The sequence below is a fragment of the Ensifer sp. 2TAB8 genome, from assembly GCF_052115125.1.
In the GTDB taxonomy this organism is placed as follows: domain Bacteria; phylum Pseudomonadota; class Alphaproteobacteria; order Rhizobiales; family Rhizobiaceae; genus Ensifer.
Map to the genome: position 1 here is coordinate 887,870 of NZ_JBFRGB010000001.1, position 18,984 is coordinate 906,853.

Here is an 18,984-nt window from a genome sequence, read left to right on the forward strand (position 1 = left end):
GTCCAAGCCGGCTCGAATCATCGAGCGGGGACATAAGCGGGCGGCCGTATGAGGAGAGGACGACGGTTTTGAGGGGTTCAATGAATTTGCGCGTGAAGGTGAAGGAACGGCTCGGACGGAAGTTCGATGAGGAAATTCGCTTTTTCAAGGGATGGATGAGCAATGCCAAGGCTGTCGGCGCAATCCTGCCGACCTCTTCCGTCACCGCGCGCCGAATGGCGAGTGTGATCAATCCAGCTTCGGGCCTGCCGGTGCTTGAACTCGGCCCTGGCACGGGCGTCATCACCAAGGCGATCCTGGAACGCGGCCTGCCTGCCGAGAGCCTTGTGTCGGTCGAATACTCCACCGACTTCTATAACCAGCTCAGGGCCAATTTCGCCGGTGTGAACTTCGTCAATGGCGACGCCTTTGATCTGGAACACACCCTTGGCGAACTGAAGGGCCAGACCTTCGACAGCGTCGTCTCGGCGGTTCCGCTCCTGAACTTCCCGATGCATCGGCGCGTCGAACTGATCGATGACCTGCTGTCGCGCATCCCGGTCGGCCGGCCGGTGGTGCAGATTTCCTACGGGCCGCTTTCGCCCGTCGTCGCCATGCCGGATCGTTACAGCATCCAGCATCTGGACTTCGTCGTGCGCAACATCCCGCCGGCACAGCTCTGGGTCTATCGCCGGGCGCACTGACGGGATGTTCGGCGTCTACGTCACCCATCCGCAGGTCCAGATCGATCCGGACGTGCCCGTCCCCAAATGGGGACTATCCGCTGTTGGCCGCGAACGCGCGGCCCTCGCCGCCTCATTGCCGTGGGCGCGCTTTCTCGGGAGGATCGTCTCGAGCGACGAAACCAAGGCAGTCGAGACGGCGCAGCTGCTGGCCGATGCGGCCGGCGCCACCGTCGAGATCCACCACGACATGGGCGAGAACGATCGCTCTGCCACGGGCTTCCTGCCGCCGCCGGAATTCGAGAAGGCGGCCGACTGGTTCTTCGCCAATCCGACCGAGAGCTTCAAGGGCTGGGAGCGCGCGATCGACGCCCAGACGCGGATTTCGGACGCAGTCCTTCGCGTCCTCGACGACCACGATCCGAAGATTCCGATCGCCTTCGTCGGCCATGGCGGCGTCGGCACCCTCCTGAAATGCCGGCTGCTCGGCGCACCGATCTCGCGCACCGCCGACCAGAAGGGTGGCGGCGGCGGCAACGTCTTCGCTTTCCGCCTTGCGGATCGGGCCGTCGCGTGCGACTGGACCCCGATGGAACACTGGCAGGGGATGTAGACGATGACCGAAACCGCGCGCGACAGACTGATCGTAGGCCTCGACCTTCCGACGATCACCGATGCCGAGAAGATCGTCTCGACGCTCGGAAACGACGTCTCCTTCTACAAGATCGGCTATCAGCTGGTCTTTGCCGGCGGGCTCGAGTTCGCGCGCGACCTTGCCAAGAGCGGGAAAAAGGTCTTCCTCGACATGAAGCTGCTCGACATCGACAACACGGTTGCCAAGGGCGTCGAGAACATCGTGAAGATGGGCATGTCGATGCTGACCCTGCACGCCTATCCGAAGGCCATGAAGGCGGCCGTCGAGGCTGCGAAAGGCTCCGATCTCTGCCTGCTCGGCGTCACGGTGCTGACCTCCATGGACGAGCAGGACGTGATCGACGCCGGCTACGAATACGATCCGCACACGTTGGTGCTGCGCCGGGCCGAACAGGCACGCGCGGCCGGCATGGGGGGCATCGTCTGTTCGGCAGAAGAATCGGCTGCGGTTCGCAAGATCATCGGCCCGAACATGGCGCTGGTGACGCCGGGGATCCGCCCTGCCGGCGCCGACAAGGGCGACCAGAAGCGGGTGATGACGCCGGCCGAAGCCCTGAAGGCCGGATCCAGTCATCTCGTCGTCGCGCGCCCAATCGTCGCAGTCGTCGAGCCGCTCGCCGCCGCGCGCGCAATCCTCGCGGAAATGGACGGCGCACTCGCGCGCTGACGCGAGGAACGCTCCCCGCACGCAGCGACCGCGCCGATCCGCTTGACCTCGACCCAAATTTGCCGGAAGTAACACTCCCGTCAGCCTACAGCGCCGCAAAACGAGGAGCTCAAAAATGGCCAAGGGATACTGGATCGCGCGGGTCGATGTCCGCGATACCGAGCGGTACAAGGATTATGTGGCGGCTGCAAAGCCGGCCTTCGAGAAATACGGCGCGAATTTTCTCGCGCGCGGCGGTGAACACCAGCGCCTGGAAGGCGGCGTGCGCGCCCGCAACGTCGTCATCGAGTTTCCGTCGCTGCAGGCCGCGGTCGACTGTTACAACTCACCCGAATACCAGATTGCCGCCGCGATCCGCCAGGAAGTCGCCGACGCAGAGATGGTCGTCGTCGAAGGCGTCTGACCACCCACCATCATCATCTTCCGACAGACCCGACAAGCCGCGTGGATTGGCCTTCACCTCTCGCGGCTGTTGGGCTATGTAGCAATCAATTCTTTCCTCTGCGATCAGGAGTGCGTTTCCCATGACCTTGTCCAACCTTCCGCCGCTGGTGACGATTTTCGGCGGATCCGGGTTCGTCGGCCGTCATGTCGTGCGCGCGCTCGCCAGGCGCGGCTACCGCATTCGCGTCGCCGTTCGCCGGCCTGACCTTGCCGGTCACCTGCAACCACTCGGCAATGTCGGCCAGATCTCCTTCGTGCAGGCGAACCTGCGCTACCGCAAGTCGGTGGACCGCGCCGTCGAAGGCTCCGACCACGTCATCAACTGCGTCGGCGTGCTCTTTGAAAGCGGCCGCAACACCTTCGACGCCGTCCAGGATTTCGGCGCACGTGCCGTTGCGGAAGCAGCGCGTAGCGTCGGCGCAACGCTGACACACATCTCGGCAATCGGCGCGGACGCTTCCTCGCCGTCGAACTACGCCCGCAGCAAGGGTCGCGCCGAGACGGCAATCCTGGAAACGAAGCCGGACGCGATCATCCTGCGCCCCTCGATCGTCTTCGGTCCCGAGGACGGGTTCTTCAACAAGTTCGCCGACATGGCGCGCTTCTCGCCGGTCCTGCCGCTGATCGGTGGCGGCCACACCAAGTTCCAGCCCGTCTATGTGACCGATGTCGCCGAGGCGGTCGCGCGCGCCGTCGACGGCAAGATTGCCAAGGGCAAGATCTACGAACTCGGCGGCCCCGATGTCTTGAGCTTCCGCGACTGTCTCGAGATCATGCTCAACACGATCGACCGCAAGCGTCCGCTCGTCTCGCTTCCCTTCGGCGTCGCGTCCTTCATCGGCAGCATCGCCTCGATGGTGCCCTTCGTCACGCCGCCGCTCACCGCCGACCAGGTGGTGTTGCTGAAATCCGACAATGTTGTCTCGGCAAAGGCGGTTTCGGAAGGACGCACGCTCGCCGGCATCGGCATCGATCCGACGATGCTGGAGCCGATCCTGCCGACCTATCTCGTGCGCTATCGCCCGCAGGGCCAGTATACCCGCAGCGGCCGCGCCGCCTGATCGGCTTCGAAGCCAACTCTTTTAAAACGGCCGCCGGTACCACCGGCGGCCGTTTTTCTGTGGTATCCAGGCAACAGCGTTGCAGTTCTGCCGCAGTTAACAAAGCGAATGGCATTTACCGCAAATTCAACATGTCCTGATATTGATCATGTCATATCCAGCGACTAAACACCGCCTCGCGCCCCGATCGCAAGGCATGACGGCGGCGGCAGCATCAATCTCGAAAGGCATAGCGTCCATGGGCAAGTCGATCGCAATCTTTTTTGCGTGTGCGGCACTGATCATTCTGGCTGGCTCATTCATGGCGCCGAACACGGTCGCCAGCAGCGGCAAGGATTGTGCGCCGGCCTATGGCGTCGATCCGTGCACGACGGCATCGATCGATCTTTCCGGCAACTGAGGCCGGCGCCCTCTGGATCACGCAATTCCTGGAATTGCGTTTGGGGCATTTAAAGTTATTGGCGGGGGCCAGTGGCCGCGTGCGTTTCACCTTGAAACGCACGCGGCTTTGTTTTTAGGGTCGGCCCAGGCCCGGAGAAGAACGAGGGCAAAGAAAAAGGCGCGTCCGAGACGCGCCTTTTTTTTGGGTTGTTGATGATGCCGGATCAGCCGAGCAGCCAGAGGCCGATCAGGCCCGCGGTGCCGACGATAATGCGCCAGATCGCGAAGGGCGTGAACCCACGCCGCGAGACGAAGTCGAGCAGCGAACGCACGACGAAGACGCCGGCGACAAACGCCGCAATGAAGCCGACGGCGATCAGGGTGAAGTCGTCGAAGGAGAGCGCGTCGCGGTTCTTGTAGAGGTCCAGTGTGAAGGCGCCGAGCATGGTCGGCATCGCCAGGAAGAAGGAGAACTCCGCAGCCGAGCGCTTGTCGGTTCCCATAAGCAAGGCCCCGGCGATCGTGGCGCCGGAACGCGAGGTGCCGGGAATCATCGCCAGGCACTGGAACAGGCCGATCTTCAGCGCCAGCGACGGCGGATAGTCCATCACGTCTGTGTAGCGCGGCTTCAGCGGCAGATGGTCGATCGCATAGAGGATGAAGCCGCCGACGATCAGCACGACGCAGATCAGGACAGGCGTTTCGAACAGCACCGTCTTGATGAAATCATGGGCGATCGCACCGATGACGGCTGCCGGCAGAAAGGCGATCAGCACGGACAGGACGAAGCGACGCGCCTTGATGCTCGTCGGCAGCGCCAGCGCAATCGACAGAAGCTTCTGGAAATAGACGAGCAGGATCGCCAGAATGGCGCCGAGCTGGATGAGGACGGCGAAGGTGTTGCCCGGCGACTTGAAACCGAGGAAGTGGCCGGCGAGGAGGACATGCGCCGTCGACGAGACAGGGATAAACTCCGTCAAGCCCTCGATGAGCCCGAGGACGAGCGCGCTGATGATCGATTGATCCGCCATGTATGAGATTTTCCTGACAAGTTTTGGAGTGGGAGGAAAAGGCTGATTCGCTTGTGTTTGCCACCACAAATTTCTATAGCTTTATCACAGGAGCCGTGGCCAGACGCTTGCGCCGCCACGCTGACGCCCCCAGAAAAAAGACGCTGAGAAGCCAGATCATCGATGCCGACACTGTATCATCACCCCATGTCCTCCGCTTCACGCTTCGTTCGCCTTATCCTCTCGGAATATGGCTATCAGACGGAATTGTCCGAGGAGCAGCCGTGGGAGAACCGGCGCGACTTCCTGGCCCTGAACCCGGCCGGGACGCTACCGGTCTATGTTGACGACAGTATGAGGGCGCTCTGTGGCGCCACGATCATCTCGGAATATCTCGACGAGACGAACGGAATCATGAAGCGGGATCGCCGGCTTCTGGCCGAGGATCCGTTCCAGCGCGCGGAAATCCGCCGCCTGGTCGAGTGGTTCCTGCAGAAGATGGAAGCGGACGTCACCCGGCCGCTGGTGCGCGAACGCATCTTCAAGCTGCAGATGACGCCGGACCAGGGCGGCGGCGCACCGGACAGCAAGATCCTGCGCACGTCGCGCGCCAATATCCGCCAGCATATGAAGTATCTCTCCTGGCTCGCCGGTTCGCGCACCTGGCTTGCCGGTGACCGCATCTCCTATGCGGACCTTGCAGCGGCGGCGACAGTGTCCGTGCTCGATTACCTCGGCGAGATCGACTGGTCGGATGCCCCGACCGCCAAGGAGTGGTACCAGCGGCTGAAGTCCCGCCCCTCCTTCCGCCCGCTGCTCTCCGAGCGTGTACGCGGCGTGACCCCGGTTCCGCACTATGCGGACCTCGACTTCTGAGGCTGAAGCTGTGCCCGGCATCGCTGCCAAGGCTGACAATGGGGAACGACGGCGGCTAAAGCTGACCGAATTCCTGAAGGCCGAAGCGGCAGACAAGGGCTTCGATCTCTGTCGCATCACGCGGCCGGACGCCATTCCCGAGGCGCCGGCTCGGCTCCAAGATTTTCTCGACGACGGTTTCCACGGCACGATGGAGTGGCTCGCCGAAACGGCCGAACGCCGTTCCGACCCGCGCACGCTCTGGAGCGACGTGCGCTCGGTGGTGATGTTTGCGATGAACTACGGGCCAGAAGAGGATCCGCGCGGGATTCTCGAAAGGACCGACCGCGGCGCGATCTCGGTCTATGCCCAGAACCGCGATTATCACGACATCATCAAGGGCAAGCTCAAGGAAGTGGCGACCCGTTTCGCCGCGCGCGCCGGCGAGGACGTCAAGGTCTTCGTCGACACGGCCCCGGTGATGGAAAAGCCGCTCTCGGAGAAGGCCGGCCTCGGCTGGCAGGGCAAGCACACCAACCTCGTCAGCCGCGAATATGGCTCCTGGCTGTTTCTCGGCAGCCTGTTCACCACAGCCGAACTCGTCATCGACGCGCCGGAGCGGGACCATTGCGGCTCCTGCCGCGCCTGTCTTGACGCCTGCCCCACCAACGCGTTTCCAGCGCCCTATCAGATCGACGCGCGGCGCTGCATTTCCTACCTGACGATCGAGCACAAGGGGCCGATCGACCCGGACCTTCGCCCGTTGATGGGCAACCGCATCTATGGTTGCGACGACTGTCTCGCCGCCTGTCCCTGGAACAAGTTCGCGCAGGCGGCTTCCGAAATGAGGCTGAAGGCGCGCAACGATCTGAAGGCGCCGGCGCTCGACGGCCTGCTCGATCTCGACGACTCCGCCTTCCGCAGCCTGTTCTCGGGCTCGCCGGTCAAGCGGATCGGCCGCGACCGCTTCGTACGCAACGTGCTGATCGCCGCCGGCAACTCCGGCGACCAGGCACTTGTCGCTGCTGTCAAGGCGCGCATCGATGACGCCTCACCGGTGGTGCGGGCAATGGCGGTCTGGGCGCTGTCACGATTGGTCGCGCCCACAGCGCTTGCGGAAATTGCCGAACAATGCGAGCCAGAGACGGACGAAGACGTCCTCAACGAATGGCAGATGGCGGGAGTGAGCCGATGCAAGTCCTGATCCTTGGCGCCGGCTACTCCGGCATGGCAATCGCACGGGCCATGGCTCCGACGGCGACAAGCGTCGTCGGCACCACCCGCACCGAGGAAAAGGCGGCAAACCTCGAAAAGGCCGGCGTCCGCCCGATCCTCTTCGACGGTGAAACGATCTCCGACGAACTCGCTGCCGCACTTGGCCAGGCGACCCACCTGATCCAGTCGATCGCGCCCGGCCGCGATGGCGACCCGATGTTCCGCGCTTCCACCCCGGATCTCGCACGGCTCGCGCCAAACCTCGAATGGATCGGTTATCTCTCGACGGTGGGTGTCTATGGTGACCATGGCGGAGAATGGGTCACCGAGGACATGCTGCGCAAACCGGTCTCTGCCCGCTCAGTCGAACGGGTGGAAGCGGAGGACGCCTGGATCGCCTTCGGCGCAAAGCAGAACATCCCGGTCGCCGTACTAAGGCTCGCCGGCATCTACGGTCCAGGGCGCAACGCTTTCTGCAATCTCGCAAATGGCACGGCCCGACGCCTGATCAAGCCGGGTCAGGTGTTCAACCGCATCCGTGTCGAGGATATCGGGGCGGCGTCTCTGTTCCTCGCAAACAACGGTACGAGCGGCGTCTTCAACATCACCGACAACGAGCCGGCGCCGCCACAGGACGTGGTGGCCGAAGCCGCGCGGCTGATGGGTGTCGAACCTCCCCCGGAGACGCCCTTCGAGCAGGCCGAACTGTCGACGATGGCCCGCTCCTTCTATGGCGAGAACAAACGCGTTTCGAACGCCCGCATGCGCGCCACCGGTTTCGAGTTCACGTACCCCGATTATCGCGTTTCGCTTGCGCAGCTCTGGAAATCCGGCACCTGGCGCAATGCTTGAAACGCAACTCGGTGCTTATTCAATAACATAATCCGAAATGCTTATAGAATGCCGATAGTCTGCTCATCAGTATTGATGACGGAAACGCCGCCAGAATTGTGACATTCTCTGGATATTCCTTCGATACTTGACGAATTAAATACAACCTGTGCGCTAGTATCGATTTTTCGACCATCTAGATTCCGGAAATTTCGTCCAATTCGAAATTTTTAATGAAATTTTTCGTTTACCACTGAGTTGCGCCTGCGTGCGGAAGGCTGTTAGCGTTCAACCACTGATTCCAAAGAACTTCCCGGCTCTGTTTAAACTATTTCAAACGATCTTCGTTTTTGAATTTTCGTCCTTTTTTAATAAATCCTAATAGAGTGTAAATGGTTGAAGCACGTTTTTGCCATTTTTCGCCCCAATTAGCGTTTCTCAGAAGTTTTTAACCAAGTGTTTTGACCGAGGGGATCGCCAGTTTGACGCCAGCGAAGTTCAAGACTGCTGCCGCTGCAGCGCTGTTCACGACCGCTATCGGTCTCGTTTCCGTTTCCGATAGCCATGCAGCCGGCGCCGGCTGCGGCGGCGCATCCTGGTATGCGCTGAGTTCCAAGACCGCCTCAGGCGAGCGAATGAATGCCGCGCACCTGACAGCCGCCCATCGTAGCCTGAAGTTCGGAACCAAGGTTCAGGTCACCAACAAGCGCAACGGCAAGACCGTAGTCGTTCGGATCAATGACCGTGGACCGTTCATTCGCGGACGCGTCATGGATCTTTCCAAGGCTGCAGCCTCACAGATCGGCATGGTCCGCTCCGGCACCGCCAGCGTCTGTTACCGCGTCATCAACTCCTGATCCTGAATACTGACATCCGGCCAGTAGTCGGGTGGGTTTACTTGAGAAAGACCGTTCTCGACGGTTAATCTGCGCCGCCGTCTTGCTCTTCGATGCCATCGCCGCTACCACGGCGAAAAAGGAGTTGATCGAAGATGCGTTTGGGCGGCAGGCTCGCTGGAGCCATTGAGGTTCTTGAGGATATCGAAAAGCGGAAGCGCCCGGTCGCCGACGCGCTCAAGGATTGGGGCCTCTCCCACCGTTTCGCCGGATCCGGCGACCGTTCCGCGATCGGCAACATCGTCTACGACGCCCTTCGCATGAAACTCTCCCACGCCTACCTGATGGACAGCGACAGCGCGTCGGCCCTCGGCCATGCCGTGATGTACCGGCAATGGGGCTTCACCCCGGACAAGCTCGCAGCCGAACTCGACGGCGACAAGTTCGCGCCGGAGGCCCCCTCCGCCGAGCGGATGCAGGCCTTCACGACGCGGAGGCTCGAAGACGCGCCCGCCTATGTGCAGGGCGATATCCCCGAGTGGACCCAGGCCTCCTTCGAAGAGAACTTCTCCGACGACTGGCTCGACGAAGCGAAAGCGCTCGCCGGCCGGCCGACGCTCGACCTGCGGGCCAACACGCTGAAAGCCACACGCGCCAAGGTGTTGAAGGCGCTGGAGCGTAGCGGCGCCGAGGCCGCGACGATCGCCCGCAACGGCATCCGCATTCCCGCCGGCGAAGGCGCTTCGCGCCTGCCGAACGTGACGGCCGAGCTTTCCTTCCAGAAGGGCTGGTTCGAAGTGCAGGACGAGGGCTCGCAGATCGTCGCCGATCTCGCCTACCCGCAGGAAGGCGAACAGGTGCTGGACTATTGCGCCGGCGGCGGCGGCAAGACGCTCGCCATGTCGGCGGYGATGAACAACAAGGGTCAGGTGCACGCCTACGACACCGACCGCAAGCGCCTCGCGCCGATCATCGAGCGGCTGAAGCGTGCGGGCACCCGCAATGTCCAGGTGCACGAGTCCGCAGACAGCCTCGCGCCGCTTGCCGGCCGTTTCGACCGCGTGCTGGTCGATGCCCCCTGCACCGGAACCGGCACCTGGCGCCGGCGACCGGACACCAAATGGCGGCTCAACCAGAAGAACCTCGAAGAGCGTATCTCCCAGCAGGAAGAGGCGCTGGCGAGTGCCGCACAGTTCGTGCGTCCCGGGGGCCACCTGATCTATGTCACCTGCTCGGTGCTGCCCGAGGAGAACGAAGCCCAGGTCTACGGCTTCTGCGAAGACAATCCGGAATTCGAGATCCTGTCGGCGGCCGATATCTGGGCGACGCTGTTCGGTACCGACAAGCCGCAGCCCTGGTCGGCCGACATGAAGACCGTGACGCTGACGCCCGCCTCGACCGGCACGGACGGCTTCTTCTTCTGCCTGATGCAACGCAAGGGCTGAGGCCCTTTGCAGGTCGCCGAAGGCCCCGCATCAGATTGAAAACGTTCTAAACTATACACTTTGACACAAGTTTAGTTTTGGTTCATGAGAAGCGGGCCCGGCTGGGGCCTTTTCTCATGGCCCGACGCCTGAACGACACCGCGTTTGCGGGCTCGCTCGGCTGCGCCGAAGGAAGCAACAGGAGAGGGTCATGACCAAGAATTTCATCCGCGGCGCCACGCTGGCGTTCATGACGGCAACGTCGGCTCTGGCCCTGCAGCCGGCCCACGCCGCAACCGACGCCGCCGCCGTCGTGAAGCACTACACCGCCGTCGCCCACGCCAAGTTCGAAGATGCGCTGACGACCGCAGAAGCCCTCGACAAGGCGATCGACGCGCTGATCGCGACGCCGAGCGAGGAAACGCTGACGGCTGCGCGCGACGCCTGGAAGAAGGCCCGCAACCCCTACCAGGAAACCGAAGTTTACCGGTTTGGCAACCCGATCGTCGACGAGTGGGAAGGCAAGGTCAATGCCTGGCCGCTGGACGAAGGCCTGATCGACTATGTCGACCCGAGCTACGGCAGCGAAAGCGACGAGAACGCGCTCTTCACCGCCAACGTCATCGCCAACAAGACGATCAAGATCGACGGCAAGGACGTCGATGCCACCAACATCACGCCGGAATTCCTGGCGGGTACGCTGCAGGAAGCCGGCGGCATCGAGGCGAACGTCGCGACCGGCTACCACGCGATCGAGTTCCTGCTCTGGGGCCAGGACCTGAACGGCACCAAGGCTGGCGCCGGCAACCGCCCGTACACGGACTACGACACCAAGGCCTGCACCGGTGGCAACTGCGATCGCCGCGGCGCCTACCTGAAGGCCGCTACCGAGCTCCTCGTCGCCGACCTCAAGGAAATGCTCGCAAACTGGACGCCGGACGGCGCCGCGACCAAGGCGGTCGAGGCCGATCCGAAGGCCGGCCTCGTCGCCATCCTCACCGGCATGGGCTCGCTCTCCTATGGCGAACTTGCCGGCGAGCGCATGAAACTCGGCCTGCTGCTGCACGATCCGGAGGAAGAACATGATTGCTTCTCCGACAACACGCACAACTCGCATCTGCATGACGCGATCGGCATCCAGTCGGCCTATACCGGCGAATACACACGCGTCGACGGCACGAAGATGACCGGCCCGTCGCTCTCCGAACTCGTCGCGGCCAAGGATGCCGCGCTCGACAAGGAGATGGCGGGCAACCTCGCCACCACGGTCGAGAAGATGCAGGCGATGGCCAAGCGCGCGGAAACGACCGAGGCCTACGACCAGATGATCGGCGAAGGCAATGCCGAGGGCAACGCCACCATTCAGGCCGCGATCGACGGCCTGATCGCCCAGGCGAAGACCGTGCAGCGCGTCATTGCGTCGCTCGATCTCGGCACGATCGAGCTTGAAGGTTCAGACAGCCTGGACAATCCTAACGCCGTCTTCAAATAAGCTGAAAAGGCGGGCCGCATCGAGACCGGTGCGGCCCGGTCCTCCACCGATGAATCCTGGCGCTTCTCGCCTTTTCGCTCTGCTTCTTGCTCAGGCGCTCTCCACGGCGCTGCCCGCCGCTGCCGGCGACGACCTTCCAACGGAACGCACCGACCTCAACACTGCCGATCGTAACCGCGTTGGAGCGGTGACGCGGCCGACCGATGATTTCTCCAAGGCGGAAAGCTTCGAGGCCATGTCCGGTGGGGCTGCGACCTCGATCGCGCCTGTGAACGCCGACAGCTTCTCGCAGTTCTCGGCCAATCTCACTTTCCAGGAAGAAGAAGGCTTCAAGCTCGGCAATGCGCTGTTTCGCAAGCTCTGGGTTTCCTCTCCGTCTTCCACCCAGGCCTCCGACGGCCTTGGTCCGCTCTACAACGCGCGGGCGTGCCAGAGCTGTCACCTGAAGGATGGGCGCGGTCGCCCGCCCGAAGGCTCCAACGATACGACGTCGATGTTCTTCCGCCTGGCGCGCCCGCCGCGCGACGACGAGGAACGCCGACTGGTCGAGACACATCGGGTCGTGAATTTCCCGGACCCGGTCTATGGCGCCCAGCTTCAGGATAGCGCCGTGCCCGGCCTTGCGGCTGAAGGGCATCTGAAGGTCAGCTACACCGAGGAACCCTTCACCTTCCCCGACGGCGAGACGGTTTCGCTGCGCCGGCCGAGCTACACGGTGGCGGACCTCGCCTATGGACCGCTCGATCCGGCGACAACGCTCTCGCCGCGCGTAGCGCAGCCGATGATCGGGCTCGGCCTGATCGAGGCGATCCACGAGGCGGATATTCTGGCGCTCGCCGATCCTGACGACGCCAATGGCGACGGGATCAGCGGCCGACCGGCGCTGACGCGGGATGCCAGGACCGGCACGCTGATGCTCGGTCGCTTCGGCTGGAAGGCGCAGAACGCCACCGTACGGCAGCAGAGCGCGGATGCCTTCGCCACCGATATCGGCATCTCTTCCCCGGACGCCGACCGGCCGCATGGCGATTGCACGCCGGCCCAGACAAAGTGCCTGACGATGGCAACCGGGGTGCAGGCGCGCCTCGGGCCGACCGAGGCGCCCGATCCGGTGCTTGGCCTTGTTACATTCTATTCCGAGAACCTTGCCGTGCCGGCGCGACGCAAGGCGAGCTTTGCCGAAACGCTCAGCGGCAAGAAGGTCTTCTACGATCTCGGATGCACCAGCTGCCATACGCCGAAATTCGTCACCCGCCGCGACGCGGCCAACAAGGCGCAGTCGTTCCAGCTGATCTGGCCCTATTCCGATTTCCTGCTGCACGACATGGGCGAAGGGCTCGCGGACGGGCAGCCGGTGGGCGTTGCAAGCGGAAGTGAGTGGCGCACGCCGCCGCTTTGGGGCATCGGCTTGACGAAGACCGTCAGTGGGCACACTTTCCTGCTGCACGACGGACGCGCACGCAGTTTCACTGAAGCGATCCTTTGGCATGGCGGCGAAGGGCAGAAGGCCCGAGACGCTTTCGCCGCCCTTGCCGCAAGCGATCGCCGCGATCTCCTTGCCTTCCTGGAGTCTCTCTGATGTCCCCCAAACATACGCTCACTTTTGCATTCGCCCTGACACTGACGGCCGCATGGCCCGCAATGGCCCAGGAAGGAAGCGCACTCTCGCCGCGCGTCGTCAACGAGGCCGCCGTGCCCACCGTCATGACCAAGGCCGTCGACGACTTCATCATCCCGGGCTATCGCAAGCTCACGGAAAAGACCGCGGCCGCGACGCAGGCGACGGCCAAGCTCTGCGAGATGCCGTCGCAGCCGGCTCTCCAGAACGCGCAGCGGGCGTTCTCCGACCTGGTTGGCGCTTGGTCGGCGATCGAGGTCGTGCGGCTTGGCCCGGCCCTCGAACAGAACCGCTTCGAGCGTTTCCTCTTCTACCCCGATCGCAAGAGCACGGGCTTGAAGCAGGTGCAGGCGATCGTTTTGAAGAAGGACGAAAGCGCAGCGGACGAAGTCAAGCTCAAGGGCAAGAGCGTCGCAGCGCAAGGCCTCGGCGCGCTCGAATACGTGCTCTACGGCACCGGCGCCGAGACGCTTCTGAACAAGGAAGGTGACTTCCGCTGCCGCTATGGCCTTGCGATCACCAGGAACCTCGACATCATCGCCAACGAGTTCCTGGCCGCTTGGCAGAAGCCCGACGGCATTCAGGCGGCCTGGAAACATCCAGGCCCTGACAATCCCGAATTCCGTGACAACCGCGAGGCTGCCACCGAACTGCTCGGTATTCTCGTCCATGGCGTCGAGACGGTGAAGGACCAGCGACTGAAGCCGTTTTACGAGGGCAAGAACGACAAGGGCCATCCGAAGCTCGCGATCTACTGGCGCTCCGGCAACACCATGGCCTCGATCGCCGCCAACGTGCGGGGCCTGAAGACGCTGTTCGATGCCGCCGACATGCAAAGCCTGCTGCCGGAAGACAGCCGCTCCGTGGCGGGCTCGGCCGACTTCGTCTTCAAGTCGGTGATCGGCGCGGCCGGCAACATCGACGGTCCGATGGATGCGGCACTGGCCGATGACGACAAGCGCGCCAAGCTCGCCTTCCTGTCGCTCAACACCAATGACCTGCTCAACCGCCTGAACAACGATTTCGGCGGCGCGATCGGGCTTGGCGCAGGGTTCTCCTTCGCCGACGGCGACTGACAAAACGGCCGCGCTGGCAGAGTGTTGACAATCAAGGCTTTTAGGCGCAAAGCGCTTTCCGTGTCCGCTCTCGCGGGCACGTTTCACCACAAGGACCAACTCCCAATGAACCCCGACAGTCGAAGTCGAGCCTTCACGCTCACGGCCGTCCGGTCCTGATTGATCAGGGCTTCAGGCGGTCGGATGACTCGCCCTATGGAGCCCAAAATGCTGCGCATCTACAAAAGCCAGAACAGCCACCTCGTGCTCGTCGATATGATCGATGGCATTGCCTTGCCGACGCCGGCAATCTGGTACGACCTTTTCAATCCATCGGTCGAGGAAACGCGGCTCGTCGAAGGCCAGCTCGGCATCGAGATCCCGACCCGCGACGAGATGCAGGAGATCGAGCTTTCCGACCGCCTCTACCAGGAGGCCGGCGCCGAGTTCATGACGATGACGGCGGCTGCCAAGCTCGACAGCGACTATCCGGTCAAGGTGCCGGTGACCTTCATCCTCAAGGGCACGACGCTGGTCACGGTGCGCCATGCGGACCCGAAGCCGTTCCAGACCTTCTCCAACCGCATCCAGAAGGCGAACGGCCAGATCTGCGAGAGCGGCGAACTGGTGATGCTCGGCCTCCTGGAAGCGATCATCGACCGCACGGCGGACGCGCTGGAACGGGCCGGCAGCGAAGTCGACGGTATTTCGCGGGACGTGTTTCGCAAGACCAATGCCAGCGCCACCAAGAAGACGCGCGACCTGCAGTCGCTGATCGAGCAGATCGGCCAGAAGGGCGACCTCCTGACGGTCATCCGGGAAAGCCTCGTCAGCATCGGTCGGCTCGTCGCCTATCATGTGGCGCTTGACGGCATGGGGCCGCGCAAGTCAGGAAAAGAAAGCCGGCAGCGGATCAAGCTGATCCAGCGGGACGCGACCTCGCTTGGCGACCATGCACTGTTCCTGTCGAACAAGATCAACTTCCTGCTCGACGCGACGCTCGGTCTCATCAACCTCGAACAGAACCAGATCATCAAGATCTTCTCTGTCGCCGCCGTCGTCTTCCTGCCGCCGACACTGGTCGCCTCGATCTACGGCATGAACTTCGGCGTGATGCCGGAGCTGCAGTGGGAGTTCGGCTACCCTGCGGCACTGATGCTGATGGTGATCTCGGCAATCGTGCCCTATTTCTACTTCAAGCGGCGGGGCTGGCTCTGACCACGTCGTTCGCTAATACAAGCGGCGGCGCCAGGCGTCGCCGCCTGCCTGAAAATGCCTTGGTGGAGACGACAGCATGATGGCGGCCACGGGCCTGATGGACCGGCGCAGTTTCCTGAAAATGGCGGGCGCGGCCTGGGTGGCAAGCCTTTTGCCCGACCGAGCCTTCGCCCTTGGCAGAGCCGATGCCGTTTTTGCCTCGGCCTTCATGGCGCCGGATGGGAGCTATGGCGTTGCGACGCTCACGGAGGCCGGCGACATCATCGACCGCACCGCGCTGCCGGCACGCGCGCATGGCATGGCCTATTCGCCGGTCAGCCGCCGCGCCGTCGCCTTCGCCCGCAGGCCCGGCACCTATGCGATGATCCTTTCGACCGACGGCGCGGCCGAGCCGGTGGTGATCGCCGCAACCGACGGCCGGCATTTTTACGGGCACGGCTGCTTCTCGGCAGACGGCAAGCTGCTCTACGCCACGGAAAACGACTTTGCCGCCAATCGCGGCATGGTCGGCATCTATGACGGCACCGACAACTTCGCCCGCATCGGCGAATTCCCGACCTATGGCATCGGCCCGCACGACATGACGCTGAGCGCCGATGGGAAACTGCTGGCGATTGCCAATGGCGGCATCGAGACCCATCCGGATTTCGGCCGTACCAAGCTCAATCTCGACCATATGGAGCCGAGCCTGACGCTGGTCGATACGCGAACCGGCGCGCTCGTGCAGAAGCACCGCCTGCCTGAGTATCTCAGCCGCCTTTCGACCCGGCATGTCGATATCGGCCCGAAGGGTGAGATCTGGTTCGCCTGCCAGTACGAAGGCGCGCGCAACGACCTGCCGCCGCTCGTCGGATCCTTCTCCAAAGGCGAGGACCTGAAATTCCTGTCGCTGCCCGACCGCACGACGGAAGCGCTGGCGAACTATGTCGGCGCGATCGCCGTCAACCGGAACGAGGGGCTGATCGGGCTGACTTCGCCGAAGGGCGGCGTGGCGGTGACGCTCGATGCCCGGAGCGGCGCGGTACTGAAGGAAGAACGCGTCGCCGATGCGGCGGGGGTTGCCAGCGCCGATCACGGCTTCGCCGTCTCCTCCTATGACGGCCACTTCAAGGATAGCCAGAGCCGCGTTGCTTGGGACCAGCACATCGTCCGGCTCGGCCGCAGCTGAAGCAACTCCGGCAAAAATTCGTAGACATCTCGCGTCTCAACTCCCTCAAGCGGAAAAGCGACCCGCGCCGGAGAGCTTAACCAGGTCGTCCCAGCGATAGGCGGTCTGCTCGTGGTTTTCGCCGCCGAGGCTAACCTGACCCTGGCCGACGGCGACCGCACCGAGGTGCTCATAAAATGCCCGGTTCGGATTGCTGGAAAGCACCCAGGCAAACAGAGACTTGCCGCCCAGCTCCCGGCAGTGGCCGGCAACGCTGCGCACCAGCGCCGAGCCGATGCCAGCACCCTGGAATTCCTTGAGGATGTAGAGCGCATAGAGCTCACGATCGAACCGCTGAGGCATCGAGCGGGCCTTTCCATAATTGGCAAAGCCGATCACCCTGTTCGTGCTCATGTCGACTGCGACCATATGAAAGACATCGGCGACGCGCATGCGCCTTGCATGGCGCAGCGCCTGTTCCTCGACGCTCATGCCATCGAGAAAAGCGTCGGAAATCAGTCCGCGAAACGTCGATCGCCAACTTTCGACGATGACGGAGGCGATCATCATGATGTCATCCGGCCCGGCCGGTCGGATATCGATGCGTCTGAAGCTCTTCATGGCCCATGATATAGGTGGCACATCGTGGCTTCAAAACGGCTGCCCCATGGAAAGGCTGAAACTCTGTTCTATCTGTCGAAGCCATGAACAGAACCATCGTGTACATCGTCTTCGTCGCCGCCGTTCTCGGCCTCGGTCTTCTCATCGGCTACAACAACATCCCCGGAGAATGGTACCAGTCGCTGGCAAAACCAGCCTTCAATCCGCCGAACTGGGTCTTCGCGCCGGTGTGGTCGATCCTTTACGTGATAATCGGCATTGTCGGCGCCCGGATGTTTCTCGACCATCGCCGAACCGCCGCCATGCGCCTTTGGCTGGCGCAGATGATCCTCAACTTCCTCTGGTCCCCGTTGTTCTTCGGGATGCAGGACATCTCCTCGGCCCTGATCGTCATCATCGCGCTCCTGATCGCAGTTGCCGGCTTCGCCATCGCAAGCTGGCGACAGGACCGCATTTCGGCCCTGCTATTCCTTCCATATCTCGCCTGGGTTGCGTTTGCGACGGTACTCAACAGCGCGATTTTGCTCATGAATTGAACTTGTCGGACCTTCACGACCATGCCACTGTCCGGCAGGCATAATGATGCCATCGACAATAAAGGCCCTATGGACTGATGGACGACCGCGATCCCCCCGATTTCCGAAACCGCATCCGCAACAGTTTTGCGCGGCAGGCGGCGATGCGCACGATCGGCGCGGAGCTGACGCTCGTCGAACAGGGCACGGTCGAGATCGAGCTGCCCTTCGACGAGAAGCTGACGCAGCAGCACGGTTTCCTGCATGCGGGCGTGATCTCGGCGGCACTGGATTCGGCCGGCACCTATGCGGCGTATTCGGTGATCGACCCGGATGCCTCGATCCTGACGATCGAGTTCAAGGTCAACCTGCTTTCGCCGGGGCGCGGCGAGCGATTCCTGTTCCGCGGCGAAGTCACCAAGCCCGGCTCGACGATCATCGTTTCCGACGGCCGCGGCTATGCGATCCGCTCCGATGGGCCGGCAAAGCTGATCGCGTCGATGACGGGGACGATGATGGTGGTGCGCGGACGCGAGGGTATCGAAGGATGAGTTTTGCCGTCAAGGACGTCGCCGGACGCAGGGTCCTCTACGTCATGGCCGTGGATGCCGAATACGGCCCGCACCTTAAAGAACGGATCAAGCCGCTGATGACCGGTGTCGGTCCGGTCGAGGCGGCCGTCGTGTTGACGCGCACGCTTGCCGAACTCACGGCCGAGCGGGCACTGCCCGATCTCGTCGTTTCCCTCGGTTCGGCGGGTGCAGCCAAGCTCGAACAGACGGAAGTCTACCAGGCTATCTCCGTCGGCTACCGCGACATGGATGCCTCGCCGCTCGGCTTCGAGAAGGGGAGAACGCCCTTTCTCGACCTGCCTGCCGTGGTTCCGCTGTCGTTGCGCATCCCTGGTGTGCCGGAGGCGCGGCTTTCGACCGGCGCCAACATCGTCTCGGGCGCAGCCTATCACGCAATCGACGCCGACATGGTCGAGATGGAGACCTTCGCGGTCTTACGCGCCTGCCAATCCTTCCGCGTTCCCTTGATTGCGCTTCGCGGCATTTCCGACGGCAAGGCGGAGCTTAAGCACGTCAACGACTGGACGGAATATCTCCACATCATCGACGAGAAACTTGCTGATGTGATCGACCGGATGGAGAATGCGGTTTCGAGCGGCGTGATCCGGCTCTAGATGCCCATCCCGCTCTGAAACCCCGGAATTGTCCGGGTGCAATTGAATCGTTGCGCTGATGGCGGCCTTTCATTAAAGGCTCGCCATGATCA

Annotated in this window: 21 protein-coding genes; 19 read left to right on the forward strand and 2 right to left on the reverse strand. The window is 62.8% G+C overall.

The features are described 5' to 3' along the window. Positions 1-80: 80 nt before the first annotated feature. From pmtA to AB4Z53_RS04380, 6 genes are all read left to right on the forward strand, one after another. Entirely contained in the window at positions 81-683 is a 603-nt protein-coding gene (gene pmtA, locus AB4Z53_RS04355) for a phospholipid N-methyltransferase PmtA (protein WP_113536706.1), read from the forward strand. Between the two features lie 4 nt (positions 684-687). Beyond that, complete coding sequence (locus tag AB4Z53_RS04360; protein WP_441594888.1) at positions 688-1,275, forward strand: histidine phosphatase family protein; 588 nt, start codon at positions 688-690, stop codon at positions 1,273-1,275. A gap of 3 nt (positions 1,276-1,278) precedes the next feature. Beyond that, complete coding sequence (gene pyrF / locus AB4Z53_RS04365) at positions 1,279-1,983, forward strand: orotidine-5'-phosphate decarboxylase (RefSeq protein WP_441594890.1); 705 nt, start codon at positions 1,279-1,281, stop codon at positions 1,981-1,983. Between the two features lie 115 nt (positions 1,984-2,098). Then, the gene (locus tag AB4Z53_RS04370) at positions 2,099-2,386 is read left to right on the forward strand and encodes a DUF1330 domain-containing protein (protein ID WP_113536709.1); all 288 of its coding nucleotides are present in this window, start codon (positions 2,099-2,101) and stop codon (positions 2,384-2,386) included. A 121-nt stretch (positions 2,387-2,507) separates the two neighbouring features. Next, positions 2,508-3,488, forward strand: a complete 981-nt coding sequence (locus AB4Z53_RS04375) for a complex I NDUFA9 subunit family protein (RefSeq protein WP_441594893.1) — start codon at positions 2,508-2,510, stop codon at positions 3,486-3,488. 238 nt (positions 3,489-3,726) lie between these two features. Beyond that, positions 3,727-3,888, forward strand: coding sequence for a hypothetical protein (locus AB4Z53_RS04380; RefSeq protein ID WP_043615437.1), 162 nt, complete (start codon positions 3,727-3,729; stop codon positions 3,886-3,888). Positions 3,889-4,093: 205 nt separating this feature from the next. On the opposite strand, the gene AB4Z53_RS04385 is transcribed toward AB4Z53_RS04380, so the two are convergent. After that, the gene (locus AB4Z53_RS04385; RefSeq protein WP_291150193.1) at positions 4,094-4,900 is read right to left on the reverse strand and encodes an undecaprenyl-diphosphate phosphatase; all 807 of its coding nucleotides are present in this window, start codon (positions 4,898-4,900) and stop codon (positions 4,094-4,096) included. 162 nt (positions 4,901-5,062) lie between these two features. Here AB4Z53_RS04385 and AB4Z53_RS04390 point away from each other — a divergent pair, with 162 nt between their 5' ends. The 10 genes from AB4Z53_RS04390 to AB4Z53_RS04435 all read left to right on the forward strand — a co-directional run bounded on the left by AB4Z53_RS04390 (position 5,063) and on the right by AB4Z53_RS04435 (position 16,591). Continuing rightward, positions 5,063-5,755 (forward strand): glutathione S-transferase family protein, encoded by a 693-nt coding sequence (locus AB4Z53_RS04390; RefSeq protein ID WP_113536712.1) that lies wholly within the window; start codon positions 5,063-5,065, stop codon positions 5,753-5,755. Beyond that, the gene (queG, locus tag AB4Z53_RS04395) at positions 5,736-6,938 is read left to right on the forward strand and encodes a tRNA epoxyqueuosine(34) reductase QueG (protein WP_441594896.1); all 1,203 of its coding nucleotides are present in this window, start codon (positions 5,736-5,738) and stop codon (positions 6,936-6,938) included. Before AB4Z53_RS04390 ends, queG begins: the two co-directional genes overlap by 20 nt. After that, positions 6,926-7,801: an SDR family oxidoreductase gene (locus tag AB4Z53_RS04400; RefSeq protein WP_441594898.1), complete on the forward strand. Its 876-nt coding sequence runs from the start codon at positions 6,926-6,928 to the stop codon at positions 7,799-7,801. Before queG ends, AB4Z53_RS04400 begins: the two co-directional genes overlap by 13 nt. A 461-nt stretch (positions 7,802-8,262) precedes the next feature. Beyond that, the gene (locus tag AB4Z53_RS04405; RefSeq protein ID WP_441594900.1) at positions 8,263-8,637 is read left to right on the forward strand and encodes a septal ring lytic transglycosylase RlpA family protein; all 375 of its coding nucleotides are present in this window, start codon (positions 8,263-8,265) and stop codon (positions 8,635-8,637) included. Between the two features lie 134 nt (positions 8,638-8,771). Then, on the forward strand, positions 8,772-10,061 hold the full coding sequence (locus AB4Z53_RS04410) for an RsmB/NOP family class I SAM-dependent RNA methyltransferase (protein WP_441594901.1): 1,290 nt from the start codon (positions 8,772-8,774) through the stop codon (positions 10,059-10,061). 190 nt (positions 10,062-10,251) lie between these two features. Continuing rightward, on the forward strand, positions 10,252-11,532 hold the full coding sequence (locus tag AB4Z53_RS04415) for an imelysin family protein (RefSeq protein WP_291150182.1): 1,281 nt from the start codon (positions 10,252-10,254) through the stop codon (positions 11,530-11,532). A gap of 49 nt (positions 11,533-11,581) precedes the next feature. Beyond that, a complete protein-coding gene (locus tag AB4Z53_RS04420) occupies positions 11,582-13,111 on the forward strand; it encodes a di-heme oxidoreductase family protein (RefSeq protein WP_441594903.1) in 1,530 nt (509 codons plus the stop codon). Then, positions 13,108-14,226: an imelysin family protein gene (locus AB4Z53_RS04425; protein WP_441595228.1), complete on the forward strand. Its 1,119-nt coding sequence runs from the start codon at positions 13,108-13,110 to the stop codon at positions 14,224-14,226. Before AB4Z53_RS04420 ends, AB4Z53_RS04425 begins: the two co-directional genes overlap by 4 nt. Positions 14,227-14,433: 207 nt before the next feature. Beyond that, positions 14,434-15,423 (forward strand): magnesium transporter CorA family protein, encoded by a 990-nt coding sequence (locus tag AB4Z53_RS04430; protein WP_441594905.1) that lies wholly within the window; start codon positions 14,434-14,436, stop codon positions 15,421-15,423. A 79-nt stretch (positions 15,424-15,502) separates the two neighbouring features. Then, positions 15,503-16,591 carry a DUF1513 domain-containing protein gene (locus AB4Z53_RS04435; RefSeq protein WP_441595229.1) on the forward strand — a complete coding sequence of 363 codons (1,089 nt, stop codon included), beginning with the start codon at positions 15,503-15,505 and terminating at the stop codon, positions 16,589-16,591. Between the two features lie 45 nt (positions 16,592-16,636). Here the strand turns inward: AB4Z53_RS04435 and AB4Z53_RS04440 are convergent, their stop codons facing one another. Next, positions 16,637-17,191, reverse strand: coding sequence for a GNAT family N-acetyltransferase (locus AB4Z53_RS04440; protein ID WP_113536721.1), 555 nt, complete (start codon positions 17,189-17,191; stop codon positions 16,637-16,639). Between the two features lie 83 nt (positions 17,192-17,274). Here AB4Z53_RS04440 and AB4Z53_RS04445 point away from each other — a divergent pair, with 83 nt between their 5' ends. From AB4Z53_RS04445 to AB4Z53_RS04455, 3 genes are all read left to right on the forward strand, one after another. Further along, on the forward strand, positions 17,275-17,727 hold the full coding sequence (locus AB4Z53_RS04445; RefSeq protein WP_441594907.1) for a TspO/MBR family protein: 453 nt from the start codon (positions 17,275-17,277) through the stop codon (positions 17,725-17,727). Between the two features lie 77 nt (positions 17,728-17,804). Continuing rightward, positions 17,805-18,257: a PaaI family thioesterase gene (locus tag AB4Z53_RS04450; protein WP_113536723.1), complete on the forward strand. Its 453-nt coding sequence runs from the start codon at positions 17,805-17,807 to the stop codon at positions 18,255-18,257. Beyond that, positions 18,254-18,892, forward strand: a complete 639-nt coding sequence (locus AB4Z53_RS04455) for a 5'-methylthioadenosine/S-adenosylhomocysteine nucleosidase (protein ID WP_441594910.1) — start codon at positions 18,254-18,256, stop codon at positions 18,890-18,892. Before AB4Z53_RS04450 ends, AB4Z53_RS04455 begins: the two co-directional genes overlap by 4 nt. Positions 18,893-18,984 lie beyond the last annotated feature (92 nt).

Bases quoted from the DNA above. Each gene is read 5' to 3' on its own strand.
- AB4Z53_RS04390 (WP_113536712.1), top strand. From the start codon at position 5,063: ATGCCGACACTGTATCATCACCCCATGTCCTCCGCTTCACGCTTCGTT.
- AB4Z53_RS04380 (WP_043615437.1), top strand. From the start codon at position 3,727: ATGGGCAAGTCGATCGCAATCTTTTTTGCGTGTGCGGCACTGATCATT.
- AB4Z53_RS04370 (WP_113536709.1), top strand. From the start codon at position 2,099: ATGGCCAAGGGATACTGGATCGCGCGGGTCGATGTCCGCGATACCGAG.
- AB4Z53_RS04375 (WP_441594893.1), top strand. From the start codon at position 2,508: ATGACCTTGTCCAACCTTCCGCCGCTGGTGACGATTTTCGGCGGATCC.
- AB4Z53_RS04455 (WP_441594910.1), top strand. From the start codon at position 18,254: ATGAGTTTTGCCGTCAAGGACGTCGCCGGACGCAGGGTCCTCTACGTC.
- AB4Z53_RS04445 (WP_441594907.1), top strand. From the start codon at position 17,275: ATGAACAGAACCATCGTGTACATCGTCTTCGTCGCCGCCGTTCTCGGC.
- AB4Z53_RS04360 (WP_441594888.1), top strand. From the start codon at position 688: ATGTTCGGCGTCTACGTCACCCATCCGCAGGTCCAGATCGATCCGGAC.
- AB4Z53_RS04420 (WP_441594903.1), top strand. From the start codon at position 11,582: ATGAATCCTGGCGCTTCTCGCCTTTTCGCTCTGCTTCTTGCTCAGGCG.
- AB4Z53_RS04440 (WP_113536721.1), bottom strand. From the start codon at position 17,191: ATGAAGAGCTTCAGACGCATCGATATCCGACCGGCCGGGCCGGATGAC.
- queG (WP_441594896.1), top strand. From the start codon at position 5,736: ATGCGGACCTCGACTTCTGAGGCTGAAGCTGTGCCCGGCATCGCTGCC.
- AB4Z53_RS04415 (WP_291150182.1), top strand. From the start codon at position 10,252: ATGACCAAGAATTTCATCCGCGGCGCCACGCTGGCGTTCATGACGGCA.
- pyrF (WP_441594890.1), top strand. From the start codon at position 1,279: ATGACCGAAACCGCGCGCGACAGACTGATCGTAGGCCTCGACCTTCCG.
- AB4Z53_RS04400 (WP_441594898.1), top strand. From the start codon at position 6,926: ATGCAAGTCCTGATCCTTGGCGCCGGCTACTCCGGCATGGCAATCGCA.
- AB4Z53_RS04430 (WP_441594905.1), top strand. From the start codon at position 14,434: ATGCTGCGCATCTACAAAAGCCAGAACAGCCACCTCGTGCTCGTCGAT.
- pmtA (WP_113536706.1), top strand. From the start codon at position 81: ATGAATTTGCGCGTGAAGGTGAAGGAACGGCTCGGACGGAAGTTCGAT.
- AB4Z53_RS04385 (WP_291150193.1), bottom strand. From the start codon at position 4,900: ATGGCGGATCAATCGATCATCAGCGCGCTCGTCCTCGGGCTCATCGAG.
- AB4Z53_RS04450 (WP_113536723.1), top strand. From the start codon at position 17,805: ATGGACGACCGCGATCCCCCCGATTTCCGAAACCGCATCCGCAACAGT.
- AB4Z53_RS04435 (WP_441595229.1), top strand. From the start codon at position 15,503: ATGGCGGCCACGGGCCTGATGGACCGGCGCAGTTTCCTGAAAATGGCG.